The 24,010-nt window shown below is 63.6% G+C and carries 27 protein-coding genes; 8 read left to right on the forward strand and 19 right to left on the reverse strand.

From position 1 onward, the window contains the following. Window positions 1-4 precede the first annotated feature (4 nt). Entirely contained in the window at window positions 5-1,858 is a 1,854-nt protein-coding gene (locus IVA79_RS15815; protein WP_247554189.1) for an NAD(P)/FAD-dependent oxidoreductase, read from the reverse strand. A 176-nt stretch (window positions 1,859-2,034) separates the two neighbouring features. Here IVA79_RS15815 and IVA79_RS15820 point away from each other — a divergent pair, with 176 nt between their 5' ends. The 3 genes from IVA79_RS15820 (at window position 2,035) to IVA79_RS15830 (ending at window position 6,117) form a co-directional block, all read left to right on the forward strand. Next, window positions 2,035-3,660: a long-chain fatty acid--CoA ligase gene (locus tag IVA79_RS15820; RefSeq protein ID WP_247554190.1), complete on the forward strand. Its 1,626-nt coding sequence runs from the start codon at window positions 2,035-2,037 to the stop codon at window positions 3,658-3,660. A 104-nt stretch (window positions 3,661-3,764) separates the two neighbouring features. After that, window positions 3,765-4,874 (forward strand): glycoside hydrolase family 172 protein, encoded by a 1,110-nt coding sequence (locus IVA79_RS15825; protein WP_247554191.1) that lies wholly within the window; start codon window positions 3,765-3,767, stop codon window positions 4,872-4,874. Between the two features lie 31 nt (window positions 4,875-4,905). Further along, window positions 4,906-6,117: an acyl-CoA dehydrogenase family protein gene (locus IVA79_RS15830; protein WP_247554192.1), complete on the forward strand. Its 1,212-nt coding sequence runs from the start codon at window positions 4,906-4,908 to the stop codon at window positions 6,115-6,117. 40 nt (window positions 6,118-6,157) lie between these two features. Here IVA79_RS15830 and IVA79_RS15835 read toward each other — a convergent pair whose 3' ends face one another. Together IVA79_RS15835 and IVA79_RS15840 are read right to left on the reverse strand one after the other, a co-directional pair. Beyond that, the gene (locus tag IVA79_RS15835; protein ID WP_247554193.1) at window positions 6,158-7,066 is read right to left on the reverse strand and encodes an amino acid ABC transporter substrate-binding protein; all 909 of its coding nucleotides are present in this window, start codon (window positions 7,064-7,066) and stop codon (window positions 6,158-6,160) included. A 131-nt stretch (window positions 7,067-7,197) separates the two neighbouring features. Then, window positions 7,198-7,617 carry a nuclear transport factor 2 family protein gene (locus IVA79_RS15840; protein ID WP_247554194.1) on the reverse strand — a complete coding sequence of 140 codons (420 nt, stop codon included), beginning with the start codon at window positions 7,615-7,617 and terminating at the stop codon, window positions 7,198-7,200. A 144-nt stretch (window positions 7,618-7,761) separates the two neighbouring features. Between IVA79_RS15840 and IVA79_RS15845 the strand changes: the two genes are divergently transcribed. Then, window positions 7,762-8,997 (forward strand): amidohydrolase family protein, encoded by a 1,236-nt coding sequence (locus IVA79_RS15845; RefSeq protein WP_247554196.1) that lies wholly within the window; start codon window positions 7,762-7,764, stop codon window positions 8,995-8,997. Between the two features lie 214 nt (window positions 8,998-9,211). Then, window positions 9,212-9,532 (forward strand): hypothetical protein, encoded by a 321-nt coding sequence (locus IVA79_RS15850; RefSeq protein WP_247554199.1) that lies wholly within the window; start codon window positions 9,212-9,214, stop codon window positions 9,530-9,532. A gap of 11 nt (window positions 9,533-9,543) precedes the next feature. Here the strand turns inward: IVA79_RS15850 and IVA79_RS15855 are convergent, their stop codons facing one another. The 7 genes from IVA79_RS15855 to IVA79_RS15885 all read right to left on the reverse strand — a co-directional run bounded on the left by IVA79_RS15855 (window position 9,544) and on the right by IVA79_RS15885 (window position 15,760). Then, on the reverse strand, window positions 9,544-10,461 hold the full coding sequence (locus IVA79_RS15855; RefSeq protein WP_247554727.1) for an NAD(P)-dependent oxidoreductase: 918 nt from the start codon (window positions 10,459-10,461) through the stop codon (window positions 9,544-9,546). Next, entirely contained in the window at window positions 10,458-11,327 is an 870-nt protein-coding gene (locus IVA79_RS15860) for an ABC transporter substrate-binding protein (RefSeq protein ID WP_247554201.1), read from the reverse strand. Before IVA79_RS15860 ends, IVA79_RS15855 begins: the two co-directional genes overlap by 4 nt. Before the next feature lie 14 nt (window positions 11,328-11,341). Then, window positions 11,342-12,025: a 4-carboxy-4-hydroxy-2-oxoadipate aldolase/oxaloacetate decarboxylase gene (locus tag IVA79_RS15865; protein ID WP_247554202.1), complete on the reverse strand. Its 684-nt coding sequence runs from the start codon at window positions 12,023-12,025 to the stop codon at window positions 11,342-11,344. Further along, window positions 12,022-12,735 carry a PIG-L deacetylase family protein gene (locus IVA79_RS15870; protein ID WP_247554203.1) on the reverse strand — a complete coding sequence of 238 codons (714 nt, stop codon included), beginning with the start codon at window positions 12,733-12,735 and terminating at the stop codon, window positions 12,022-12,024. Before IVA79_RS15870 ends, IVA79_RS15865 begins: the two co-directional genes overlap by 4 nt. Window positions 12,736-12,772: 37 nt before the next feature. Next, a complete protein-coding gene (locus tag IVA79_RS15875) occupies window positions 12,773-13,657 on the reverse strand; it encodes an amidohydrolase family protein (RefSeq protein ID WP_247554204.1) in 885 nt (294 codons plus the stop codon). A gap of 31 nt (window positions 13,658-13,688) precedes the next feature. Next, window positions 13,689-14,399, reverse strand: a complete 711-nt coding sequence (locus IVA79_RS15880; RefSeq protein ID WP_247554205.1) for a TetR/AcrR family transcriptional regulator — start codon at window positions 14,397-14,399, stop codon at window positions 13,689-13,691. A gap of 215 nt (window positions 14,400-14,614) precedes the next feature. Further along, a complete protein-coding gene (locus IVA79_RS15885) occupies window positions 14,615-15,760 on the reverse strand; it encodes a mechanosensitive ion channel family protein (protein ID WP_247554206.1) in 1,146 nt (381 codons plus the stop codon). Window positions 15,761-15,887: 127 nt separating this feature from the next. Here IVA79_RS15885 and IVA79_RS15890 point away from each other — a divergent pair, with 127 nt between their 5' ends. Then, window positions 15,888-17,138: a DUF763 domain-containing protein gene (locus tag IVA79_RS15890; protein WP_247554207.1), complete on the forward strand. Its 1,251-nt coding sequence runs from the start codon at window positions 15,888-15,890 to the stop codon at window positions 17,136-17,138. 34 nt (window positions 17,139-17,172) lie between these two features. Here the strand turns inward: IVA79_RS15890 and IVA79_RS15895 are convergent, their stop codons facing one another. From IVA79_RS15895 to IVA79_RS15925, 7 genes are all read right to left on the reverse strand, one after another. Then, on the reverse strand, window positions 17,173-17,415 hold the full coding sequence (locus IVA79_RS15895; RefSeq protein ID WP_247554208.1) for a hypothetical protein: 243 nt from the start codon (window positions 17,413-17,415) through the stop codon (window positions 17,173-17,175). A 33-nt stretch (window positions 17,416-17,448) separates the two neighbouring features. Next, entirely contained in the window at window positions 17,449-17,712 is a 264-nt protein-coding gene (locus IVA79_RS15900; protein WP_247554209.1) for a hypothetical protein, read from the reverse strand. Between the two features lie 16 nt (window positions 17,713-17,728). Continuing rightward, window positions 17,729-17,929, reverse strand: a complete 201-nt coding sequence (locus tag IVA79_RS15905; protein ID WP_247554211.1) for a hypothetical protein — start codon at window positions 17,927-17,929, stop codon at window positions 17,729-17,731. A gap of 14 nt (window positions 17,930-17,943) precedes the next feature. After that, window positions 17,944-18,129 carry a hypothetical protein gene (locus IVA79_RS15910; RefSeq protein WP_247554213.1) on the reverse strand — a complete coding sequence of 62 codons (186 nt, stop codon included), beginning with the start codon at window positions 18,127-18,129 and terminating at the stop codon, window positions 17,944-17,946. Window positions 18,130-18,270: 141 nt separating this feature from the next. Next, window positions 18,271-19,542 carry a cytochrome P450 gene (locus tag IVA79_RS15915; protein WP_247554215.1) on the reverse strand — a complete coding sequence of 424 codons (1,272 nt, stop codon included), beginning with the start codon at window positions 19,540-19,542 and terminating at the stop codon, window positions 18,271-18,273. An 83-nt stretch (window positions 19,543-19,625) separates the two neighbouring features. Next, window positions 19,626-19,949, reverse strand: coding sequence for a hypothetical protein (locus IVA79_RS15920; RefSeq protein ID WP_212087038.1), 324 nt, complete (start codon window positions 19,947-19,949; stop codon window positions 19,626-19,628). Between the two features lie 106 nt (window positions 19,950-20,055). Further along, on the reverse strand, window positions 20,056-20,829 hold the full coding sequence (locus tag IVA79_RS15925; protein WP_247554218.1) for a ferredoxin--NADP reductase: 774 nt from the start codon (window positions 20,827-20,829) through the stop codon (window positions 20,056-20,058). A gap of 158 nt (window positions 20,830-20,987) precedes the next feature. Here IVA79_RS15925 and IVA79_RS15930 point away from each other — a divergent pair, with 158 nt between their 5' ends. Both IVA79_RS15930 and IVA79_RS15935 read left to right on the forward strand, forming a co-directional pair. Continuing rightward, on the forward strand, window positions 20,988-22,184 hold the full coding sequence (locus IVA79_RS15930) for an amidohydrolase family protein (protein WP_211418157.1): 1,197 nt from the start codon (window positions 20,988-20,990) through the stop codon (window positions 22,182-22,184). Window positions 22,185-22,283: 99 nt separating this feature from the next. Continuing rightward, entirely contained in the window at window positions 22,284-22,973 is a 690-nt protein-coding gene (locus IVA79_RS15935) for a hypothetical protein (protein WP_247554222.1), read from the forward strand. Window positions 22,974-22,982: 9 nt separating this feature from the next. Here IVA79_RS15935 and IVA79_RS15940 read toward each other — a convergent pair whose 3' ends face one another. Together IVA79_RS15940 and IVA79_RS15945 are read right to left on the reverse strand one after the other, a co-directional pair. Beyond that, on the reverse strand, window positions 22,983-23,348 hold the full coding sequence (locus tag IVA79_RS15940) for a hypothetical protein (protein ID WP_247554224.1): 366 nt from the start codon (window positions 23,346-23,348) through the stop codon (window positions 22,983-22,985). Window positions 23,349-23,544: 196 nt separating this feature from the next. After that, window positions 23,545-24,000, reverse strand: a complete 456-nt coding sequence (locus tag IVA79_RS15945) for a MarR family transcriptional regulator (RefSeq protein ID WP_247554226.1) — start codon at window positions 23,998-24,000, stop codon at window positions 23,545-23,547. Window positions 24,001-24,010 lie beyond the last annotated feature (10 nt).

The raw sequence follows: 24,010 nt of genomic DNA on the forward strand, positions 1-24,010 counted from the left end.
AATCTTACCTACGCGAAGACGCCGACTCCATGGCCTGATCATAGGACAATTCGAGGCCTTCCAGATTGCCTTCCTTCCGCCATTTGTCGAGCAGCCGCAGGAACGCCACCGGCCCGCGCCAATATTGGCTGTTTCTTGCCGCGATCGGATCGAACACGCCTTCGTTGTTGTAGTAGCCGGGCGTGCATTCGGCGAGATAGGTCTGGCGGCCGAGCGCGGCCTTGACGACTTCGTCGACCCAGGCGTTCTCGGCGGTGAGCGTCGGCTCCAGCGTTCTGGCGCCGCGCTTGCGTGCCTGATCGATGACATAGGCGATGTGCTGCGACTGCTCGTCGATGATGTGCGGGAAGTTGGCGCTCTGGCCGGCCTGCACCATGACGATCAGGAAGCAGTTCGGGAAGCCGCGGCTGTAGAAGCCATGCATGGTCTTGACGCCGCCCTGCCAGCGCTCGGTCAGGCTCATGCCGTCACGGCCATAGACCTCAAAGCCCATGCGACGGGCATAATCGGTGCCGACCTCAAAACCGCTGGCGTAGATCAGGCAGTCGAGCTCGTAGGCCTTGCCGCCGGCCACGACGGCGTTCTCGGTGATGCGTTCGACACCCTGCCCGTTGGTGTCGACGAGATGCACGTTGGGACGATTGAAGGTGTCGAGATATTCGTCGTGGAAGCACGGCCGCTTGCAAAACGCCTTGTACCAGGGCTTGAGCGCGTCCGCCGTCGCGTCGTCCTTGACGATAGCATCGACGCGGGCGCGGATCTCCTCCATCTTGCGATAGTCGGCCTGCTCGATCACCTTCAGCGCCTCCTCCATCGAGGTCACCGGTTGCGGCTGGCGACGCGGCGCCAGCAGGATCTCGCCGAGCAGGCCGGTCCAGCCGTCCTGCACCAAATCCCGTTCGAACGGCTCGCCTGAAATCACGGACGTAAAATTGTCCATGCGCTCGCGCTGCCAGCCCGGCGCGAGGCTCTGCGCCCAGCCCTGATCCGTCGGCCGATCGTCGCGCACGCCGATCGCCGACGGCGTACGCTGGAAGACATAGAGCTCCTTCGCGGAACGGCCGAGATGCGGCACGCATTGCACGGCGGTGGCGCCGGTACCGATGATGCCGACGCGTTTGTCAGCAAGGCCGGTCAGGCCACCATCGGCGCTACCGCCGGTGTAGCCGTAGTCCCAACGGCTGGTATGAAAGCGGTGGCCTTTGAAGGTCTCGATGCCGGGGATGCCCGGCAGCTTCGGCCGGCTGAGCGGACCGCCGGCGAGAATGACGAAGCGTGCGCGGATTTGGTCGCCGCGATCGGTCTCGACCAGCCAACGCGCTGACTGCTCCTGCCACAGCATCCGCGAGATGACGGTCTGAAACAGCGCGCGCTCGTAGAGATGGAAATGACGGCCGATGCGGCGCGAGTGCTCGTAGATCTCCGGCGCCCTAGCGTATTTGCGCACCGGCATGTAGCCGGTCTCTTCCAGGAGCGGCAGATAGATGTAGCTCTCGGTATCGCAGGCCGCGCCCGGATAACGATTCCAGTACCAGGTGCCGCCGAAGTCGGCAGCCTTTTCCACGATACGGAAATCATCGATGCCGGCCTCGCGCAAGCGCGCGCCGCAGAGAAGCCCGCCAAAGCCGCCGCCGACGACCAGCACTTCAGTCTCTTCACTGATGGGTGCACGCGCAAATCCGGGATCGGCCCAGGGGTCGTCGAGGTAGCGGCCGAAATCGCCTGATGCCTCGACATACTGCGCCTTGCCTTCGGCACGCAAACGGCGATCGCGCTCGTCACGATAGCGCGCACGGAGAGCCGCAATATCGAGCGTAGGCTCGCCGGCTGCACCGGTCTTGTGTCTTTCCGCTGACATGCATTTTCTCCACGGAGAGCGCTGCTTCGCCGACAGCTCACCTCACGTTAGCCCTGAAAAAGTGACCCGTGCAATCACGTCGAATGTTTTTTGCGTGAACGCCGCACCACGTTCCGCTAACCTCAAGCGCAAACCACAAGCGTGTGCCACGCAACGACGTGGCTCTGGAGGAGACCATGCAGGGATTGATGATGGACATGCCGCTTCTGATCAGCGGTCTGATCCAGTATGCCGCGGACTATCACGGCGAGGCGGAAATCGTCGCGCGCGAGATCGAGGGCGACATTCATCGCTACACCTATGCGGACGCCCATCCGCGCATCAAGCGGATGGCGCTGGCGTTGAAGCGGCTCGGCATGACAAAAGGCGATCGCGTCGGCACGCTGGCCTGGAACACCCACCGCCATTTCGAGATGTTCTATGCCGCGCCGGGCATGGGCTATGTGCTGCACACCGTCAACCCGCGGCTGTTTCCCGAGCAACTCGTCTACATCATCAACCATGCGGAAGATCGCCTGCTGTTCATCGATCGCGCCACGTTGCCGATCGTCGAGGCGATCGCGCCGCAGCTGAGGACGATCGAGGCTTACGTCGTGATGTCCTCGCGCGAGCGGATGCCCGAGACGAAGCTTGCCAATTTGCATTGCTACGAGGAGCTGCTGGACAAGGAAAACGACGACGGCTTCACTTGGCCCGAGTTCGACGAAAAATCCGCCTCCACCATCTGCTACACCTCGGGCACGACGGGCAATCCCAAGGGCGTGATCTATTCACACCGCGCCGCGATCCTGCAGACCATGACCTGCTGCAACTTCGACTTCCTGCCCGGGCATCTCGAAGGCGTGCGTGAGGTGATGATGCCGATGGCGCCTCTCTTCCACGGCAATGGCTGGAACATGCCGTTCACGGCGCCCTATACCGGCTCAAAGCTGGTGCTGCCCGGGCGCAATTACGAGCCCGACAAGCTCTATGAACTGCTCGAAGGCGAGAAGGTGACGTTGTCGGCGGGTGTGCCGAGCTTCTGGCTGATCCTGCTCGACTGGCTGGGCCGCACCGGCAACAGGTTCTCGACGCTGCGCGCAACGTTGTCGTCAGGCTCGGCGCCGCCACGCGCCATGGTCGAGAAGCTGAAGCGCGAGTACGGCATCGACTACATCCAGGCCTGGGGCATGACCGAGGCCCTGGGCTGCTCGATGCCGGGCCTGCGGCCCGGCTCGGAGCACCTCGGCGAGAAGGAGAAATTCGACCGGCGCCAGGTCTCGGGCCGCGCCTGTTTCGGTACCGCCTTGCGCATCGTCGATGACGCCGGCGTCGAGCTGCCGCGCGACGGCAAGACCGTCGGTCATCTGCGCGCCCGCGGACCGTGGGTCGCCTCCGGCTATATGAAGTTAGAGGAGGGCCTCGACCGCGACGGCTGGCTGATCACCGGCGACATGGCCGTGATCGATCCTCAAGGCCACGTCACGCTGACCGACCGCTCCAAGGACGTGATCAAGTCCGGCGGCGAATGGATCTCCTCGATTCAGCTCGAGGACGTTGCCTTGTCGCATCCCGATGTGCTTCAGGCCGCCGTGGTCGCCATCAACCACGAGAAATGGCAGGAGCGCCCCCTGCTCCTCGTCGTCCGCAAGAAGGGTGCAACGGTCGACGGCAAGACGCTGCTCGACCACATGCGCCCCAGGATCGCGAGTTGGTGGATGCCGGACGCCGTCGAATTCCTCGACGAATTTCCGATGACGGGGACCGGCAAGGTGCTGAAGTCGGCCCTGCGCGAGAAGTTCAGGGAATACCGCGTCGCGTGACCCTCTGCGATCGCGCAAGGGCTGTCCGTGCGCAATCGTCTTCATCTTTTGGTAGATTTGGAGGCGATATAGCGAGACCTCGCTAATCCCTTATCGAGGACACCATGGCGTTTTCCGGATTGGGCCTGCATCTCGGCAATCTCTCGCGCCTGTCAAATGCGCAGACGCGCTCGATCAGCCCGGAGAACTTCACCGGCGAGAAGGGCAAGGGCGGCATGTCCGTCGACGGCCCCGCCGCGCGCCAGGCGCGCGATCTCGGACAGGGATGGAAGGTCTCGCCTTATGTCGTCATCGATCCCGGCACAACTTTCACCCTCGCCGACATTCAGGGGCAGGGCGCGATCCAGCAGATCTGGATGACGCTGGCGCGCGGACGGCTTCGCCATTCGATCCTGCGCATCTACTGGGACGACCAGGAACAGCCGAGCGTCGAATGCCCGGCCGGCGATTTCTTCGCCTGCGGATGGGAAGAGTTCGCTCAGGTGTCCTCGCTCGCCGTCTGCGTCAATCCCGGCCGCGCCTTCAACTGCTATTGGGAAATGCCGTTTCGCAAGCGTGCGCGGTTTACGCTGGAGAACCGCAGCGAGGAGCAGCTCACGGTCTATTACCAGATCAACTATGCGCTGACCGACGTGCCCGAAGACTGCGGCTATTTCCATGCGCAGTTCCGTCGCACCAATCCGCTGCCTTACAAGGAGGTCTACACCATCCTCGACGGCATCAGCGGCGCCGGCCACTATGTCGGCACCTACATGGCCTGGGGCGTCAACAACAACGGCTGGTGGGGCGAAGGCGAGATCAAATTCTTCATCGACGGCGATGGCGAATTCCCGACGATTTGCGGCACCGGCACCGAGGACTATTTTTGCGGCGCTTACAATTTCGATCCCCATGTCGCGCACGGCGGCCAGGGACAATCGCGCTACCAGGAATTCACCACGCCCTATGCCGGCCTCCCGCAGGTGATCCGCCCCGACGGCGTCTACAAATCGCAGCAGCGCTTCGGCCTGTACCGCTGGCACATCCCCGATCCCGTGCGTTTCCGCTCCGATTTGCGGGTGACGATCCAGGCGCTGGGCTGGCTGCCCGGCGCGAAGGACGGAAAATACCTTCCCTTGCAGGACGACATCGCCTCGGTCGCGTTCTGGTACCAGACGCTGCCGACGGCCCCATTCCCGAAACTGCCCGGCCCGAACTATCTCGAAATCGGCTGATCCTGTCGCCGATCGATCAAGGAGACCAGAGATGCTCTACCCGATGTCGCCCAAAGTCGTCGAGCTCAAGCGCAGGCTCGAAAGCTTCATGGACCGGCACATCTATCCGAACGAGGAGCGGTTTTATCGCGAGGCGGAGGAGCTCGGGCCGTGGAAAGTGTATCCCGTCGTCGAAGAGTTGAAGCCGCTGGCGCGCGCGGAAGGTCTCTGGAATCTGTTCCTGCCGGAATCCAGCCATGGCGCGGGCCTCACCAATCTCGAATATGCCCCGCTCTGCGAGGTGATGGGCCGCTCGCATCTCGCACCTGAAGTCTTCAACTGTTCGGCACCCGACACCGGCAACATGGAGGTACTAGAGCGCTATGGCTCGGAGAAGGACAAGGAGCGTTGGCTGAAGCCGTTGCTCGCGGGCGAGATCCGCTCCTGCTTCGCCATGACGGAGCCTGCGGTTGCCTCATCCGATGCGACCAACATCGAGAGCTTGATCGTGCGCGACGGCGACCACTACGTCATCAACGGGCGCAAATGGTACACGACCAATGCGACAGATCCCCGCTGCAAGATCTGCATCTTCATGGGCAAGACCGATCCCGATAATCCGGACCGGCACAAGCAGCAATCCATGATCCTGGTGCCGATGGAGACATCAGGCATCGAGGTGAAGCGCCCCCTGCCCGTGTTCGGCTTCTACGGCGTGCCCGACCGCGCCTCCGAGGTCGTCTTCACCAATGTGCGCGTGCCCCGGGAAAACATGCTGCTCGGCGAGGGCCGCGGCTTCGAGATTGCGCAGGGCCGGCTCGGCCCCGGCCGCATCCATCACTGCATGCGGCTGATCGGGCTATCCGAACGCACGCTCGAGAAGATGTGCCGCCGGGTGCGCAGCCGCGTCGCCTTCGGCAAGCCGGTCTCCGAGCAGACGGTGACGCAGGAGCGCATCGCGGAAGCCCGCATCATGATCGAGCAGGCCCGGCTGCTGACGCTGAACGCGGCCTACGCGATGGACACGGTCGGCAACAAGGTGGCGAAGGCCGAGATCGCGATGATCAAGGTCGCCGTGCCCAACATGGCCTGCCAGATCATCGACTGGGCGATCCAGGCCCATGGCGGCGGCGGCACCTCGAACGATTTCGGACTGACGCAGGCCTACGCCACCGCGCGCCTGCTGCGGCTCGCGGACGGGCCGGACGAAGTTCACAGGAACCAGATCGCGTGGTTCGAGCTGAAGAAATATTCAAACGTTTAGAAGCTGGGCTCGCCAACCGCATAGTGGCGAGCCCCTCGCCTCAGTTCACTACGTACACATCCGGATCGGCGCTGGAGCTCGGCTTCTTGAAGGCGTTGCGCAAGGCGGGCGACATCGGGACGTTGTAGTTGAGGCCGTTCGGCGGCGTCGGCGATTGCAGCCATTTCTTGTAGAGGACCTCGATCTCAGGGCTCGCGTAGAGCTCCGCCGTCGCGCGATCGGCCAGCGCCTTGAACGGCGCGTCCTCACGCCGCAGCATGATGCCGTACGGCTCCGGCTTGGAGAAGGCCTCCTCGCTGATCATGTAGGCTTGCGGCTCCTTCGACCGCGCGATCGCGACCGCGAGCTGGACGTCATCGAGTGCGTAGGCCTGGGCGCGGTCGGTTTCCAGCAGCAGGAAGGCTTCGGCCTGGTCCTTCGCCGGCATCACATTGATGCCGAGATTGCGTTCCGTATTGACCTTGGCGAGCTGGGTCAGGTTGACCGAGCCGGCCACGGCCGTGACCGCCTTGCCCTTGAGATCGTCGATGGTGTTGATCTTGGCGGCCTTCTTGGCGGCAAATCGTGTCGCGCTGAGGAAATGCGTGTTGGTGAAGGCGACCTGCTTCTGACGATCGGCGTTGTTGGTGGTCGCCGAACAATGCAGATCGAGCGTGCCGTTGACCATCAAGGGAATCCGGTTCGACGAGGTCACGGCGAGCGTATCGACGGCGATGTCGGGCATGCCCAGCTGTTTCTTCACGGCATCGACGATCCCAAGGCAGATGTCCATGGCAAAGCCGACCGGCTTCTGGTTGCCGTCGAGATAGCTGAAGGGGACCGAGGCTTCCTGATAGCCGAGCGTGATCTTCTTGGTCTCCTTGACCTTTTGCAGCGTGCCCGTGAGATCCTCAGCCGAGGCTGCGCTCGCAAGGCATGAGACGGCCAGAAGAACAGTCGTTACACGCATCGGTGGCTCCTCAGGGGACTCGCGCCTCCATGCCGGGCGCAGTTACCGGAGTTGATAGCGCAGGCGTGTTCCGGCCGCCAGACATGCCTGCGCCTATCAGCTATCACAGCTTTCGATATGACGAGCGGCGCTTACGCCTCGATGCCGCGCTGGACCAGGATACGCTCGGCGCTGTCGTTCCAGACGTCCATCTTGGTGATCTTGCCGTTGCGCACCACGAAGCGGTCGACGTAACGGTTGCCCTCGAACGGGGTCCCATCCATCCATTCGCCGTAGAGCGTGCCGACGCTGTAAACCACGGTCTCGCCGTCGCCGGGGCAGACGTCGAACCGGTCCATCTTCTTCTTGACCCAGCGGTAGCGCTTGGCGTTGAAGCCGGTCGGGCCGCGCGGATGATCGAACTCGCGCCCGCCGGTGAATGTGATCACGGTACCCGGCGCCATATAGGCGGCCGCAGCGTCCGGATCGGGGATCATCGATGCCGTGAGATAGGCCTCTACGATCGCGGCGTCGGACATCGGAGCGGCTTCGGCTCTTGCGGCAACGGACATGGCTGGTTCTCCCGGGGTTCGCGGAATACTACTGCTACTGTCGCAGAATCCATGCATATATTTTGAACATCTGCCCCGCTACACTGCCGACAACCTGGAGCCGCCGATCCCGGTTGATTGCTCTAAATTCCGTCCGCAAGAGCCATGACCAGCCAGCCCACCTTCGACCTGATCTTCCGTAATGCGCTAGTGCGATCATCCGCCGCGCCCGTCGACATCGGCGTGAAAGCCGGCCGGATCGCCGCGATCGAGCCGAAGCTCGTCTGTGACGCGGTCGAGCTCGATCTCGGCGGCCGTCTTGCCCTGCCCGGCTTCGTCGATACCCACATCCATCTCGACAAGGCCTGCCTGCTCGGCCGCTGCGGGCATGACCACGGCAGCGTCTCGGACGCCATCCGCGCCGTTGCCGGAATGAAGCGCGATTTCAGCGTCGAGGACGTCTATGCCCGCGGCGCCAGAGTGCTCGAACGCGCGATCGTACACGGCACAACGCGCATGCGCACGCATGTCGAGATCGATCCGCGCATCGGCTTGCGCGGCTTCGAGGCGGTCAGGGCGCTGAAGCGCGATTATCTCTGGGCGATCGACCTGTCGCTCTGCGTCTTCCCGCAGGAAGGCCTGACCAACGATCCCGGCGCTGAGGACCTGCTGGTCCAGGCTTTGCGTGACGGCGGCGACGTGATCGGCGGCTGTCCCTATATGGACACCGACCCGAACGCGCATCTCGCGCGCATCTTCGATCTCGCGCAGGAGTTTGACGTCGACGTCGACCTGCATCTCGATTTCGATCTCGATCCCTCCTGGTGGCATCTCGACGAAGTCTGCCGGCAGGCCGAGCGGCGCAATTATCAGGGACGCGTGGCGATCGGCCATGCGACGAAGCTCTCGGCCCTGCCGCCGGAGCGAATGAAGGCTGCCACCGCGCAACTCGCGGGAGCCGGCATCGCCGTCACCGTGCTGCCCGCGACCGATCTCTACCTGATGGGGCGCGAAGCCACCCACAACGCGCCGCGCGGGCTGACACTCGCCCACAAGCTCGCGGGCGACGGCGTGGTGTGCTCGGTCGCGACCAACAACGTGCTCAATCCCTTCACGCCGTTCGGCGACGCCTCGCTGCTGCGGATGGCGAACTTCTACGCCAATGTCGCGCACGCCTCGGTGAGCGATTTCGACACCTGCCTCGATCTCGTGACCGAACTGCCGGCGCGGCTGATGAACCTTGACGATTACGGCATCAAGCTCGGCAATCCCGCCGATCTCGTCGTGCTCGATACAAAGGATAGCCGCTTCGCCATTGCCGAGCTGCCCGATATCGCGATGGGCTTCAAGAGCGGCCGACAGACATTTGCACGGCAGCAGCCCGCTCTGTTCCGGCCCTAGAGCTGAACGGGTTTCCGGCGGATTTTCCAACGGTAAAATCGTCAGGGACACGGCTGACCATCGGGCCGCTTTCTCCAGTTTTGCTGCCGATTCCCGCCCGAAATCCGAGTCCGGTAGAATCCCGGACCGTAGCTGTGCGCATTGAACAAAAGGCCGTCCGGATCATACTAAGGGGGCGCTCTGAACCATCCGGGTTCAGTCGGGAAGTATGTTTATGTTCAGCGCATTCAGTAGCATCGATTATCGCTCCATTCGGGCCGACACGCCCGCGGAAACGGCCGTCAAGCGGCTGAGTGGAATCGGCGAAGTCCTGTCGGACCTCGATATCTCGGCGATCCGCACGCAAGACGACATGACCCGCGCGCTCTTGACGCTTGATACCGCCGACAAGTGCATCCGCATGATCGTCACGGAATTCCGCACCGCGCCTGCCAGGGAGCAGATCGTTCGCAAGGCCAAGAGCCTGGTCGATTTGATCGAGCTCGCCCGCGACGAACTCTCGAACTATCGCGACGCCGGTCCGGTCTTGAGCTGACCGCGCATGCGTCAGCGCTTGATCTTCGCCAGGATCCGGTCTGCCTCGGTGCGCCAATCGGCGCTGCGGGCGAAGTCCTTGGTACCCCTGGCGCCAAACAACCCTTCATCGGCGAGGTCGGCGACCCAGGCCTGACGCTCGGCGGTGCCCTGCGCGGACCATGGCGTCAGCCCTGCCTCGCGCACGGTCCCAGCGACCTCACGCACTTCCTCGGCACGGCGGCGACCGTGTTCGATCACGCGCTGGAAACAATAAGCCCCCAGCTCCTCCCAATTGATGGTAGGGAACGTCTCCGTGAGCGAGGCCAGCACCGCATCCTCCACCCCATAGGCGCGCGCGGTGGTGAAGCTCTCGATGACCATCGCCTCGAGGCCCTTGATCATGATGCTGCGGCACATCTTCACGGCCGAAGCCACACCGAGCTCGTCGCTCGCAACCTTCGCGGCAAAGCCGATCGCGTTCAGAAGCGGCTCGATCTGCCTCGCGCCGCGGCCGCCGAGCAGCAACGGCACCTTGATGCGATAGGGCGGCACCGAAGTCATCACCGCGCCCTCGACATAGCGCCCGCCTCGGTCATCGATCAGCGCCGCGGCGCGCTGCTTGGCGCCGGGAGATGCCGAGTTGAAATCGAGGAACCAGGTGCCCTGGTTGATCGCGGCGGCACAGGTCTTCGCCACCGGCACAGCCTGGCTGGCCGTGACGGCGGAGATGATGAAGTCGCATTTCGCGGCCAGCTCAGCATGAGAGGCTGTGAGCGTCACGCCGAATTTCGCCGCATGCTCTTTCAGCGAAACGCCCTGCTCGCCATCGAGCTTGATATCATAGGCAGCGACCTTGATGTCCTGCTGGCGCAGATCCTCGGCCATAATCCGGCCGACCTCGCCATATCCAACCAGCCCGATCTGCCATCGCTTCGGATCTGCCATCAGTTCAATCCTCGTGTCGTCTCGTCGAACAGCTCCTCGACCGCATAGCGGCGCGGGATCAGCGCCTGCTGGAATGCGTAGTCGACGATCAGTCCGAGCGGATTCCGCTTTGCCTCGATCCCGAATGGGACGAGGTCCGGCGAGGCCGCAGACCCCATCTGCTCTTTATTGCGTTTGAGAAGATCATAGATGCCCGCGACCACGTCGGGGCGCGATTTCGCGAGTTGCTCAGTCACGACCACGAGATGGTTGACAGGGACCACCCCGCGCCGGGCATACCATTTGGCGGCCTCTGCAGTCGGATCAGGGAATAGCGGCTTCAGCTTCGGATCGTTCGAGGTCTCGCCAAGCACGGCGTCGAGCTCTCCGTCGAGCAGCATCTGCAGGATCTTCTTGTCCTTCGGGGCACGTTCGGTGGTGTCGACATATTCGGCGACGTGCGGATCCTCGAAGGTGATCCAGCGGATCTTGTCGAGGTTCACGCCATAGTCGTTGGCGAGAATGCCCCGGATCCAGGCGCCGGTCGTCGTCGTGAACGAGCGGATACCGACGCGCTTGCCTTCGAGATCGGACGGTGCGAGCGTCCCCCGTGCGGGATTGTAGAGCGCATAAGAGTGCTGGAAGCGGCCGAGCATGGTCGCCGGCAACAGCACCAGCGGCTTGCCATGCGCCTTCGCCATCAGAAAGGTGACGATCGCCATCTCGCAAACGTCAAAAGCCTGCTCGCGCACCATCGGCTTGAACGCCGTGTTGGTCGGCGTGTACTCGACGAAGTCGAGATCGAAGAGGTCGGAGCGGAGCTCGCCGCTCTTCACCGCCCTCACATGGGGGTGACTGCCTAGCACGGCCTTCAGCTTGAGACGATCCATCCGCCCGCTCCGCTTCAAACGTCCTCGGGATTGTCGACATAGATGAGCCCGGCCTTCGCCAGCGCCTCGCGCATATTGTACATGTCGAGACCCAGCTCGCCCGAAGCGAGCCGCTTGCGCTTGCCGTCCTCGTCCGCGTTGCGCTTCTTCGCCTTCTCGGCGACCTCGGCGGCATAGCGCTTCGGCACCACGACGACGCCGTCGTCATCGGCGACGACGATGTCGCCGGGATCGACATTGACGCCCGCGCAGACGACGGGAATGTTGACCGAGCCGAGCGTCACCTTGACCGTGCCCTTGGCCGAGACCGCGCGTGACCACACCGGAAATTTCATCTCGTGCAACGCCTTGACGTCACGGCAGCCGGCATCGATGATCAGCCCCTGCACGCCGCGCGCCTGCAGCGAGGTCGCGAGCAATTCGCCGAACATGCCGTCGGTATTGTCGGTGGTGCAGCCGACCACGAGGATGTCGCCCTTCCTGCATTGCTCGACCGCGACATGGATCATCCAATTGTCGCCGGGCTGTGCCAGCACGGTGACGGCAGGACCCGCAATTGCCGCGCCCGGCCAGACTGGCCGCAAGTAAGACTTCATCAGGCCGACGCGCCCATAGGCCTCGTGCACGGTCGAGACGCCGTACTCCGCCATGCCGGCGGGATCGGCACGCTTGATGTTGCGAACGACGACCGGCTTCATGCCAATTCCTCCGCAACGGTCGGGAACAGGCGCTGATAGGCCTCGCCATAGGTCATGGGCACACCGGTGTTGCGGCTGCCCTGAATGCCGCGGTTGAGCGCGACACGCTCGTAATAGCCCCAGAGATGCTTCTGCGCGGCCAGGATCTGGAACGCCTCGTACTTTTCCTGCCAGACCTCGTCGATCTTGAGCAGCAGGTCCGGCTTGTAGTTGCACTGCTCGGGCTGGTGCGGCTCGAACAGGAACACCGGCGGCGCCGAATATTTGTACTGCGCACCGGGCTTGTGACCCATTGCCTGCGCGACCACACGCGTCTCCTGCGCAAAATGCGCCGCGTTGGGATGATCGAAATTATACGGATCTTTCAGCGCGTGCGTCAGCACGAAGCTGGGATTGAGCTCGCGGTAGATGTCGACCATGCGGTCGAAATGCGCTTCGGTGAGTTTTAGCGGATAGTCGCCGCAATCGAAGAACTCGATCTCGGCGCCCAAAAGCTTCGCCGCCCGCTCCGCCTCGTCCTTGCGCCCGGCCTTGACCGATTCCAGCGTCGCGCCCTTCTCCTTCCAGGCAAACTGGCTCTCGCCGCGCTCGCCGAAGGACAGACACACGATCTTCATGCGATAGCCCTTCTTCGCATGCAGCGCGATGGCGCCGCCGGCGCGCCAGACGAAATCGCCAGGATGGGCGGTGACCACGAGACCTGTTTTCATGGGAGATTCCTTTCGTCCGTATGGATCGCCAGCAACGTCATCGGTCGAACTCGAACAGGCGCGCGGGATTATCGACCAGGATCTTCTGCTGAAGCTCCGGCTCCGGCGCGAACAGCGGGATCAGATCGACGAGGTCGCCGTCGTTCGGCATCGCCTTGACGTTGGGATGCGGCCAGTCCGTGCCCCAGATGACGCGGTCGGCGGCGGTCTCGACGATTTTTCGTGCGAACGGCACAGCGTCGGTAAAGGGCGGACCGCTTGACGACACCCGCTCCGAGCCGCAGATCTTGACCCAGCATTTCTCATCGCGCTGCATCAGCTCGATCAAAATCTTGAACGGCAGCTGGTCGAGCCCGTCGGACGCCTTCACCCGCCCCATATGGTCGATGGTGTAACTCAGCGGCAGCTTTGCCAGCATGTCGGCATAGTCAGGCAGGTCGATCGCGTCGAAATGCAAATCGATGTGCCAGCCGAGCGGCGCGACCATGGCGATGACGCGATCGAACACGCCTTTGTCAGGGACGCCGCCAAGATGGCGGACGAAATTGAAGCGGCAGCCGCGAAAGCCGCCCTCGTGCAGCACGCGAAGCCCGCGCTCGGTGATGGTGTCGTCGATATTGGCGACCGCCCGATAGGCGCCATTGCTCTCGGCGATCGCATCAAGCGCCACACTGTTGTCGGTGCCGTGCACGCTGGCATTGACGATGACCGCGCGCTCGACGCCGAGCTTGGCATGCAGCGCACGAAAGTCCTCGAGCGGCGCGTCCGGCGGCGTGTAGGAACGCTCCGGCGCATAGGGATATTTCGCGCCGGGCCCGAAGATGTGGCAATGCGCGTCGCAGGACAGTTTCGGCAGCTTGAACCTGGGCGTGCGGGTATTCGGATCGGGCGGCGGGATGGTGGGCGTGTACATCATTGTCATCAGGTGAACCGCCGAAGCGAGACCGCTTATTTCAAGCCTTGCTGCTGACGACCGGCCGCCGCCGCGCCGGCGCAGCATGATCGAGCGGCGGAGCCTGGAACGCGGCAACGGTGGCCTGCACCAATTGCTCGATGGCGCCGGCGGCATCGCCGCCGTCGGCCTCGCCGCGCGACAGGCGCGAGACGCGGTCCGGCGTCACCAGCGAATAATAGAGCGCGCCGAGCAGGAAGTGGCTGCGCCAGACGATATCGGTGCGCGGGATATGCGGCAGGCTCTCGTGGATCGCATCGATGAAGGCGTGGCTGGTGTCGTCAAAGGTCTGCGCGATGATCTTTCGCGCGACTTCGTTGCCTTCGGCCGACATCACGGCGCGCAGCCGCGTGAAGCGCGCCCCGCCACCGGCGAGATCGCTGCCCGAGGTGAAGGCCGGCACCACATAGGCACGCACGATCGCCTCCAGCCGGTCCTGGAGATCGCGCACGCGCCTGGCGGCGGCGAGCAGCTCCGAACGGCGCAGATTCATCGGCCCGCAATGGCGCCGGTAAATCTCCAGCAGTAGGCCGTCCTTGGTCTTGAAATGATAGGTCACGCTGCCGGGATTGGCTCCGGCCGCGTGCGCGATGTCGCGCACCGAGACGGCATTGAAGCCGTTGGTGGCGAACAGCTCCTCGGCCGCGGCGAGGATCGCCTCGCGCATGTTCGGCTTGCGGGCCGTTTCCTTGCTGGTGGGCTTGCGTACCATGTGATTTGTACTATCGTACAAAAGATCAGGTCTCGTCAACAAAAACCGTGGGCGGCATCCGTCGGCTCAACGCGCAAGAGTTTGACGCTGATATGCACGCCGAGGCGACGAAGTGGGGAGCCCGTGCTGAAGGCCGCCAACATTCACGCACAATGAGGCTCCGCGGCGCAGGCAAGCCGACGCCCGAGCCCGGACGGAGCAAGGAAGGCCGCTGTTCAATTGTGGGCCTGCGCTCGCATCTTCTCCGGCGTCGCCGGGCCCCGCATGAAATCGGCATCATCGCCTCCGCCCGACGGGATCAGGATCGCCCGCTCGCGCGGCAACGCTTCCGGCATCTCGTCGCGAATGAAGGCCACGAGCTTTTCCCTGATCTCGCAGCGCAGGTCCCAGGATTGCGGCGCGTTGCGCGCGCTGACCAGCGCACGCAGCTCAATGGTGCGGGAGTCCGCGTCGATCACCTGGAGATTGACCACGGCGCCATCCCAGAGCTTGGACTGCTTCACCGCTTCTTCCAGCCAGCTTCGGATGCGCGGGACGTCGGCACGATAATCGACATGGAGGGCGATCACACCGATCAGGGATGCGGTATCGCGGGTCCAGTTCTGGAACGGCTTTTCGATGAAATAAGACAGCGGCACCACCATGCGGCGCCAGTCCCACAGCCGGATCACGACATAGGTCGCGGCGATATCCTCGACCCATCCCCACTCGTTCTCGATGATCACGGCGTCTTCGATGCGGATCGGCTGGGTGATGGCGATCTGCAAGCCCGCGATCAAATTGCTGAGCAGCGGCCGCGCGGCAAGACCGACGATGATACCGGCCGCGCCGGCAGAGGCGAACAGGCTGACGCCGTATTGCCGAACGGAGTCGAACGTCATCAATGCGGTCGACACCGTGATGATGACGATGATGGTATCGGTGACGCGCTTGAACACGCGGACTTGCGTGACGTGCTTGCGGGCGACGAAATTCTCGGTGACATCGCGAAAATTCTGCAGATAGCGCGCCGCACTCATGTCGACGATCCGGATCGAGATCCAGCCGATCAGCGCGATGACAGCCACCACGAACAGCCGCATCAGCGGCGTGCGGATCGTGTCGTCGAGCGGCGCGAGCGGCAGGACCAATGCGACCGCGCCAAGACACAGCGCCAACTGCGCCGGGCCTGTCGTGCGCTCGATGAACACGCTCAGAAGCGGGAGGCGAGTTCCGAAGGCGCGATTGAGAAACCAGGCCGCAAGCCGATGGAGGCCAAGGGCCAGCAGGATCGCGCCGAGCACCAGACTGAGGCCGACGAACCACGACGGTATCCAGCCGAACATCCTGTCGATGTCGGCCATGACGGCCTGCCAGTTCATTGCTGTCCCCGTCTTTACATTCGCGTAGCCGGCTCAACGCCTCCCGGCCGGCTTCGCTCCCCCGCCCTGTGCAACGCAGCATTCCACAGGTGCAACCGTTGCCGAACTGGGCTAGCTTGGTGCGCTCATGACTCGACGTAGCGGCAGCGCCGATCTTCCCTTGCACACCGGACGGGTTCCGCCGTGGCTGGCGAGCCGCATGGCCTCGCTGGGCTCGATCGTCACGCAGGCGATCGTGCATCATTATGGCCGCGATGCGTTCCTCCAGCGGTTGTCCCATCCGTTCTGGTTCCAGTCGTTCGGCGCCGTCATGGGAATGGACTGGCACTCCTCAGGCATCACGACCTCCGTGATCGGCGCACTGAAGCGCGGGCTCGAGCCGCTGCAAGACGAGCTCGGCATCTATGTCTGCGGCGGCCGCGGCCAGCATTCGCGCAAGACGCCGGATGAGTTGATGCAGCTCGGCGACCGCGTTGGATTCGACGGCGCAAAGCTGACCCGCGCCAGCCGCCTGGTGGCGAAGGTCGACAGTGCAGCCGTGCAGGACGGCTTTGATCTGTATTTGCACGGCTTCTTCGTCACCGCCGACGGCAAATGGACGGTGGTGCAGCAGGGCATGAACGGCGACAAGCGGCAGGCACGACGCTATCACTGGCATTCCGAGGCGTTGAAGAGCTTCGTCGATACGCCGCATAGCGCGATTGACGGGCCGCAACAGGGCGAGATCATCAATCTCACCGACCATCGCGCCGACATCTCACGCACCGCGCAGCTCGATCTGCTGGGTGATCTCGGCCCCGATCGCATCGTCTCCGAGTTCGAGCGGCTGTTGGGGACCGCGCCCGAGCCGGTGCAAGCGATGCTACCGCACTTGATCATGCCCGCCCATCACGATGTCAGGCCTATGGACGTGTTCGCGCGCCGCCTGCATGGCACGCTCGCCGCCGCGGCCGAGCGCGGCCCGGTCGATTTTCCGGATCTGCTGCTGACGCCGGGCGTCGGCGCGCGCACCGTGCGTTCACTGGCGATGGTCGCTGAGGTCGTGCACGGCGCGCCCTACCGTTTCAAGGACCCCGCGCGCTTCTCGCTCGCCCATGGCGGCAAGGACCGGCATCCCTATCCCGTCCCGATCAAGGTCTATGACGAGACCATCCGCGTGCTGAAGGACGCGATCCAGAACGCCAAGCTCGGGCGCGACGAGGAGGTGCAGGCGATCAAGCGTCTCGACGATCAGGCGCGGCGGCTCGAACGCACCGCGAGCGGACCGTCGGTCGAGGCTTACATCGCTGGCGAGCGCTCGGCTTCGCCGGATCTCGATGGCCGCTCCGTGTTCGGCTGGGAGCGCGACCTCGCACCGACAAAAAAGCGGACCGGCTGAACACCGGTCCGCGAGTTGGTCGGGAGGAACGCTCTCAGGTCTCGTCAGTTTCCTGCTTCTCGTCGAGCCGGTTGGCTGCGTGGTCCTGATATTGTTCGGTCTGGATGGTCTTGCCGTCCATGCCGCGAATGTCCGAATGCTGCTTCTTGTCGCGGTTGGAGAGCACCATGTTGTCGCCGATCTTGTCCTTGGGGATATCGGCCATGGCGCCGGTCCCGTCGCCCTTGCCATGCATGCCCGATCTGAAGTGCGTCTTGCTGCCGTGCCCAGCTGGCATCGGTTTCTCCTCTTGCAGTGATCTTCCGAAGACTTAGTGCTTCTGTTGCGCCGGTGTCGGTTTCGGCGGCTTGTGGCCACTCTGGCCAGCGTGATTGTGCTTGTTGTGGTCGCTCTCCTGGTTGAGACCGCCGCGGCTCACCGGAAATTCGCTCTGCCGCGCTTCAGGCTGCGCGCGATGGATGGCGGTGTCTTCGATGTTGCGCCCTAACGCTTGATCCAGCTCTCGCGCATCGGGGACGTCAGGCTTGCGCTCGAGAATGCGCACCTGCTGTTCGTGGGTCTTTCTGCCTTGCATTGGGGGTCTCCGATCTTCACCTGCCTCCGCCCTTGCCGGCCTCATCGTGCGCGTGATGGGAGTCGCGCTCACCTCCGCCACCTGAGACGCGGCTGTGGCTGCGCTGTGAATCATCCGCAGGCGGCTTCTTCACCTCCAACGGTGCCTTCGCGTTCTCATGTGATGCGCCGGGTCCGCCCTGGCGAATGCTGTTTGGTGTCTTGGTGGATGTCGACATGGAATGTCGCCTCCTCAGCGGTCTTGCTGGTATCCCTGATTGGTCGTGTTCTGCTTGATGTTGCCCTGCTCTCCCTGCTGGTCCGGATTTTCCGCGCGCTGTTGGCCGCGCGGGGTTTGATCAGGCGACATTTGTTTGTCGTCGCCAGTTCCCTTCCGGCTCTGATTGTCCGGCGGAACCTTCGGCATTTTGCTGGTCATGATCCAACCTCCGTGAGATCTGGGAAACCTCGGGTACGGAGCCTGTTCCCTGGCGCGCCCTCAGTCCTGATGACAACAGCAAGCGCTGCGCACCGTTCCTGGCAGAACCCAATCAGCGACGATTTGCCGAAGGCGGAAAGCTCAGTCCGCCCGCGCGAGGGAACGATTAGCTATCATCCCCTCAGACGACGCCGCATGTGTTCCGTGAGCCCCTGGGGTGACAGGAAGCTTTGCGATGGCACGAAGGCCCGGTCGTCTGCGCCAGTGGACCTGCGCAGGATCAACGGCGAGACCTAGTTTCGGCCATCGCACGAACAGCGCCTGCAGCGCGCAGGCCGCTTCGATACGCGCGAGCTGATGGCCGAGGCAGAAATGGATTCCCGTTCCAAAGGAGATATGACGGTTCGGCTTGCGTTCGAGATCGAGATTTTCCGGACGGTCATGCATCGCCGGATCCATGTTCGCTGCGGCGAGCATCACCATGACGCGGTCGCCCTTCTTCAGGCGCATGCCTTCGACTTCGACATCCTGCCGCACATAGCGCGGCTTGGAGAACTGCACCGGCGAGACGAAGCGCAGGAACTCCTCCACCGCGAGCCCAACGCGGCTCCAGTCCTGTTCCAGCCAGTCGCGCAGGCCGGGACTTCTGAGGAGCTCATAGGCGGAACCGCTGATGAGATGCGTGGTCGTCTCGGAGCCGGCCCCAAGCAGCAGAAACACCATCGAGACCATCTCGTCCGGCGTGATCTGGCCGCCCTCGCGCTCGACCTGGATCAGCTCGGCAATCAGGCCTTCGCCGCCCTGCGCACGCGCGATCTGCAACTGCTCTGCGAGATAGGCGCGCATTTTGCGGAACGCGAACAGCAGGCGGAAAAAGCTGACGACATTGGTCAGCGAGGATATCGCGTTGGCCCAGGCGATGAACTTCGGACGATCGGCCAAGGGCAGGCCCAGGAGCTCGGAGATCACCGCGAGCGGCAGGATGCGCGCGTAGCGCTGGACGAGATCAGCTGGATCTTCATGGGCGAACAACTCGCCCGCGAGACCATCGGCGATGGCACGGATGCGGGGCTCCATCGCGACGATCGCGCGGCGACGAAACGCCTCATCAACGATGCTGCGCAGCCTTGTGTGATCCGGCTCGTCCATCGTCAGCATGTTGTTGGCGATGGTCCTGACGAATCTCGGCATCCACCAGCGCAGACCGGCGACGTCGCCGTCCTCCTTGCGCAGCGTGAAGGTGGCGCCGTCCTTCAGAACTTGCGCGGTGGCGTCATGGCTCGTGGTGATCCAGACGTCGCCGACGAGAGGGAATCGTGTCGCGACCACCGGGCCGGACATGCGCAGCGTTGCAATGGCCTTGGGCGGATCGCGAAAGAAGGCCTCGCTGGTGAAATCGAGGCGCACTGTCATGGGATCACCGGAGTGATTACAGGCGTCTCACCCAGATGGTGCGCGGCGCAGCCGGTGCAAGAGGAACCGCAAACGAGAGGCGTCTATCCGCGCCCTGGCGAACGCTGACCCGTCTTGCGCTGAAGTTGCGTGTAGGCGTCCCAATGGCTCCAGCTGCCATTGCTGAGACTCTGGAGATCGGTTGCGAGCGGACGGCGCGTCCGCTTGTCGTGATCGGCGATCGTACGCTCGGACTGCGCGATCTTGCGCTTGAGTTCCGCGACCGCCTTCTGGGTCTGGCCGTTGCGCTTCGACGAGGCAATCTCGCCCATCGTGAAGCGCGCGGTCTCCAGCGCCTTCAACTCGGCGCGGTTCTTCTTCAACTGGACCCGGTGCCAGGCGATGTTGCTGTCGCTGTCCGCAACCATGTGGGAACTCCGCTGATTCGCTCCCACAGTGTATCAAGCGCCGAATCGGCGCCGCAACGGGCCCCACGCGGCCAAAATGCGGTCTTATTGCGCAGGAATTCTGGGATTAGCGCTCGGCAAAGGCCTTTTCGACCACGAATTGGGCGGGCTCACCATGATTGCCCTCGATAAAGCCGCGCTCACCCAGGAGCACGCGGGTATCCGCCACCAGCGCCGGGCTGCCGCAGATCATGACGCGGTCGTGGGCCGCTTCGAGGGCCGGCAGACCGATGTCGGCGAACAGCTTGCCTGAGGTGATGAGGTCGGTGATACGGCCCCGATTGCGGAAAGGATCGCGCGTCACGGTCGGATAGTAGATCAGCTGGTTCTGAATGTACTCGCCGATCAGCTCGTCCTTCGGCAGCGTCTCGGTGATCATCTCGCCATAAGCAAGTTCCTTGACGTGACGGCAGCCGTGCAGCAGCACCACCTTCTCGAACCGCTCATAGGTCTCGGGGTCCTTGATCACGCTCAGGAACGGCGCAAGTCCGGTGCCGGTGCCGATGAGATAGAGGTTACGCCCCTCCTCCAGATTGTCGATCACCAGCGTGCCGGTGGCCTTCCGGCTGACGATGATCTCATCGCCTTGCTTCAGGTGCTGGAGGCGCGAGGTCAGCGGGCCATCAGGCACTTTGATGGAGAAGAACTCCAGCGTGTCCTCGTAATTGGCGCTGGCGACGCTGTAGGCCCGCAGCAGCGGCTTCTCGCCGACCTTGAGCCCGATCATGGTGAATTCGCCGTTGCGGAAGCGGAAGGTCGGGCTGCGGGTGGTCTTGAAAGAGAACAGCGTGTCGGTCCAGTGGTGGACGCTTAAAACGCTTTCCTGATTGAAATTGCTCATCTCACCTTCCCTGTCGCGTCAATTGCGGTTTTCGAGGCGGTCCAGCTATGCGTCGTTTGTACACGATCATTCGTATACTAATGAATAATCCTGCTTGATCCCCGGGTCAAGGCTGCCCAAGATCGAAAGCATTGCAGTTTGGAATAAGGAGCCCTTCCATGGCGCATGACGCACCCCAGGCCACCGGACCCTCGAAGCTCGTGATCCGGAATATCGGCCTGATCCTGTCCGGCGCCCTGGAAAAGCCGATCCTGGACGGCGACACCATCGTCGCCGAGAACGGCAAGATCACTGCGATCGGCCGCTTCAAGGACGTCGACATCGAAGGCGCGACCACCATCGTCGACGCCCAGGGCACCACGGTGGCACCAGGCCTGATCGACAGTCATGTCCACCCTGTTGCGGGCGACTGGACCCCGCGACAGAACCAGATCAACTGGATCGATAGCTATCTGCATGGCGGCGTCACCACGATGATCTCCGCGGGCGAAGTGCACATGCCCGGCCGCCCCCGCGATGTGGTCGGGCTGAAAGCCATGGCCGTGTTCGCCCAGCGCGCGTTCTGGACGCTGCGTCCCGGCGGCGTGAAGGTTCACGCCGGCGCGCCGGTGATCGAATGCGAAATGGTCGAGGAAGACTTCAAGGAGATGGCCGCCAACGGCGTCAAGCTGCTCGGCGAAGTCGGCCTCGGCGGCGTCAAGGACGGCCCGACCGCGCGGAAGATGGTCGGCTGGGCGCGCAAATACGGCATCCAGAGCACGATCCACACCGGCGGCCCCTCGATTCCCGGCTCCGGCCTGATCGACAAGGACGTGGTGCTGGAGGCCGACACCGACGTGGTCGGCCACATCAATGGCGGCCACACCGCGCTGCCCGATGACCAGATCCGCTGCATCTGCGAGGGCTGCAAGCGCGGTCTCGAGCTCGTGCACAACGGCAACGAGCGCTCGGCCCTGTTCACGCTGCGCACCGCGCGCGAGATGGGCGATCTGCATCGCGTCATCCTCGGCACCGATGCGCCCGCCGGCTCCGGTGTGCAGCCGCTCGGCATCCTGCGCATGGTCTCGATGCTGTCCTCGCTCGGCGAGCTGCCTGCCGAACTCGCCTTTTGCCTTGCCACCGGCAACACCGCCCGGATGCGCGAGCTGGATTGCGGCCTCATTGAAGTGGGGCGGTCCGCCGACTTCGTCATCATGGACAAGGCGCAGCACTCGCCGGGCAAGAACATCCTGGAGAGCGTCCAGCTCGGCGACCTCCCGGGCATCGGCATGACCATCATCGACGGCATCGTGCGCACCCAGCGCAGCCGCAACACACCGCCGGCGGGGAAGGTGCCGGAGGTGGTGGCGAAGTGAGACGGCCGTGAACGGGTTGAACGAGTTCGCTGCCTGCTGCGTCTAACGCAGGCAGCCCCTCTGGTGGCGCAGTTCATTGCTGGGCCATCGAGGCAAATCATGAAAAACTCGTCGCGAACAGCCGTTGGCCTTGCTGGCGCCATTGCCGGCCATGTCGCGATCTTCGTGCTGATCTCCGTCCTAGGTGTCGGCAACCGGGCGGACCCGATCATGTCGGGCCTGTTGGGAGTGTTCGTCTACTCCCCCATGGGCGCGATCGCCGGCGCCGTCCTTGCCAACTGGCTGGTAGCACGCGCAGGCCGGGACGCCGGCAACGGCACCATCGCCCGCAACAGCCTGAAGTCGCTTGGCATCCTCGTACTCCTCTGCGTCGCCGGCGTTGCCGCCTATGCTGCATACGCCTGTGCGACCGCGACGCCGTGGCTGAACCGCAACGGCGGCAATCCCCTGCTCGTCTTCGAGGTCCGTTTTCCGGCCGGCGTCGCGGTGCCGACGTCAGCCCGGGGCATCACCGTCGAATTGCAGACCGACCTCAACACCATGCCGGGCGAAGTAAACCCGGCCGCCTTCTATCGCGACGGCGATCAGGCTGTCATCGCCGGCGACGTCGAGCTGGCGTTTCGAACCTCGCTCCGGCAGCTCGCCGTCAACATCGAGGGCCAGCCGAGCCGGGTCTATCCAATCGATTTGACGGCCCGGGCACCGCATACGCCGGAGTTCGGAACGTGGCGACGGCTCGCCGACGGCAGCGAAATCCGCTACCGCGCCAAATGGCCGGGAAAAAGCTGATCGACCCGGTCAGAGTCGCTTTGGGATTTCACAACGTACATAGATTTGCCGCTTGGCCTGCCCGACCGGGCCGTTCTCGATCACCAGCCGGCCGTCCGCAGCGACCGAGATCCTGGGATTGGATCGAAACGTCTCGCCCTCGCCTTCGCAGGCGAGCCGCATCTTCCAGCTCTGCTTGCCATCGGCGGTGATCGCGCCGGCGCGGCATCGCGTCTCGTACCAATACAGGCGGTTGCCGCCTTCGATGCTCATGCGGTTGGGGCTGTCGTCATTGCGGCAATCTTTCTTGGCCGAGGCCCAGAAGCCCTCGTAGGGTTGCGCTGCAAAGGCAGGAACGCAACTGCCAGCCAGCGTCGCACCAAGAGTCAAAACCATCGCAAACCGCGTTTCCGCTCTCATGACGAAAAACCTCGATGACGTCTTCATCGAGGTTAGTCGCCGGTCACCGCAGCTTGTTCAACAGGTCTCGTAGGGTGGGCAAAGCGAAGCGTGCCCACCATCATTCTCAATCAGGAAAAGATCGTGGGCACGGCGCGAAGAGCGCGCCTTTGCCCACCCTACGGCACCTTCTTCACCGCAGCTTGTTCAACAGCGCCATCAGCATCTCGCGCTCTTTTGCATCGAGCGGCGCCAGGGTCTCCCGGGTGATGGCGAGCGCATTCGGCGCGACCTTCTCCGCAAGCTGCTGCCCCGCGCGCGTCAGGCTCACCAGCAGGCGCCTTCCGTCCTCGGGATCCTGGCTGGTCTCGGTCAGGCCGCGCGCCGTCAGGCGGTCGATCACGCCCTTGATGGTCGCGACGTCCATCGCGGTCAGCCGGCCCAGCTGGTTCTGCGAACACGGCCCGGTCTCGGCGAGTTTCGATAGTGCCGCCCATTGCGTCGGCGTCAAATTGGTGCCGATGTCGCGGGCAAAGATCGAACTGTGGCGCTGCCAGACCTGGCGCAGGATGAAGCCGACCTGCTCGTCGAGCACGTAAGGCGGTCTTGCCGGTTTGATGCTCTTCTTCGCCGTGACGCTTCTCGCCATCCGCTCGCAG

The organism is Bradyrhizobium sp. 138 (genome assembly GCF_023074075.1).
Classification (GTDB): Bacteria; Pseudomonadota; Alphaproteobacteria; order Rhizobiales; family Xanthobacteraceae; genus Bradyrhizobium.

Bases quoted from the DNA above. Each gene is read 5' to 3' on its own strand.
- IVA79_RS15915 (WP_247554215.1), bottom strand. From the start codon at position 19,542: ATGACAGTGCGCCTCGATTTCACCAGCGAGGCCTTCTTTCGCGATCCG.
- IVA79_RS15930 (WP_211418157.1), top strand. From the start codon at position 20,988: ATGGCGCATGACGCACCCCAGGCCACCGGACCCTCGAAGCTCGTGATC.
- IVA79_RS15860 (WP_247554201.1), bottom strand. From the start codon at position 11,327: ATGGATCGTCTCAAGCTGAAGGCCGTGCTAGGCAGTCACCCCCATGTG.
- IVA79_RS15820 (WP_247554190.1), top strand. From the start codon at position 2,035: ATGCAGGGATTGATGATGGACATGCCGCTTCTGATCAGCGGTCTGATC.
- IVA79_RS15845 (WP_247554196.1), top strand. From the start codon at position 7,762: ATGACCAGCCAGCCCACCTTCGACCTGATCTTCCGTAATGCGCTAGTG.
- IVA79_RS15920 (WP_212087038.1), bottom strand. From the start codon at position 19,949: ATGGTTGCGGACAGCGACAGCAACATCGCCTGGCACCGGGTCCAGTTG.
- IVA79_RS15885 (WP_247554206.1), bottom strand. From the start codon at position 15,760: ATGAACTGGCAGGCCGTCATGGCCGACATCGACAGGATGTTCGGCTGG.
- IVA79_RS15835 (WP_247554193.1), bottom strand. From the start codon at position 7,066: ATGCGTGTAACGACTGTTCTTCTGGCCGTCTCATGCCTTGCGAGCGCA.
- IVA79_RS15905 (WP_247554211.1), bottom strand. From the start codon at position 17,929: ATGTCGACATCCACCAAGACACCAAACAGCATTCGCCAGGGCGGACCC.
- IVA79_RS15830 (WP_247554192.1), top strand. From the start codon at position 4,906: ATGCTCTACCCGATGTCGCCCAAAGTCGTCGAGCTCAAGCGCAGGCTC.
- IVA79_RS15815 (WP_247554189.1), bottom strand. From the start codon at position 1,858: ATGTCAGCGGAAAGACACAAGACCGGTGCAGCCGGCGAGCCTACGCTC.
- IVA79_RS15940 (WP_247554224.1), bottom strand. From the start codon at position 23,348: ATGGTTTTGACTCTTGGTGCGACGCTGGCTGGCAGTTGCGTTCCTGCC.
- IVA79_RS15925 (WP_247554218.1), bottom strand. From the start codon at position 20,829: ATGAGCAATTTCAATCAGGAAAGCGTTTTAAGCGTCCACCACTGGACC.
- IVA79_RS15875 (WP_247554204.1), bottom strand. From the start codon at position 13,657: ATGACAATGATGTACACGCCCACCATCCCGCCGCCCGATCCGAATACC.
- IVA79_RS15890 (WP_247554207.1), top strand. From the start codon at position 15,888: ATGACTCGACGTAGCGGCAGCGCCGATCTTCCCTTGCACACCGGACGG.
- IVA79_RS15880 (WP_247554205.1), bottom strand. From the start codon at position 14,399: ATGGTACGCAAGCCCACCAGCAAGGAAACGGCCCGCAAGCCGAACATG.
- IVA79_RS15870 (WP_247554203.1), bottom strand. From the start codon at position 12,735: ATGAAAACAGGTCTCGTGGTCACCGCCCATCCTGGCGATTTCGTCTGG.
- IVA79_RS15895 (WP_247554208.1), bottom strand. From the start codon at position 17,415: ATGCCAGCTGGGCACGGCAGCAAGACGCACTTCAGATCGGGCATGCAT.
- IVA79_RS15825 (WP_247554191.1), top strand. From the start codon at position 3,765: ATGGCGTTTTCCGGATTGGGCCTGCATCTCGGCAATCTCTCGCGCCTG.
- IVA79_RS15900 (WP_247554209.1), bottom strand. From the start codon at position 17,712: ATGCAAGGCAGAAAGACCCACGAACAGCAGGTGCGCATTCTCGAGCGC.
- IVA79_RS15935 (WP_247554222.1), top strand. From the start codon at position 22,284: ATGAAAAACTCGTCGCGAACAGCCGTTGGCCTTGCTGGCGCCATTGCC.
- IVA79_RS15865 (WP_247554202.1), bottom strand. From the start codon at position 12,025: ATGAAGCCGGTCGTCGTTCGCAACATCAAGCGTGCCGATCCCGCCGGC.
- IVA79_RS15840 (WP_247554194.1), bottom strand. From the start codon at position 7,617: ATGTCCGTTGCCGCAAGAGCCGAAGCCGCTCCGATGTCCGACGCCGCG.
- IVA79_RS15945 (WP_247554226.1), bottom strand. From the start codon at position 24,000: ATGGCGAGAAGCGTCACGGCGAAGAAGAGCATCAAACCGGCAAGACCG.
- IVA79_RS15850 (WP_247554199.1), top strand. From the start codon at position 9,212: ATGTTCAGCGCATTCAGTAGCATCGATTATCGCTCCATTCGGGCCGAC.
- IVA79_RS15910 (WP_247554213.1), bottom strand. From the start codon at position 18,129: ATGACCAGCAAAATGCCGAAGGTTCCGCCGGACAATCAGAGCCGGAAG.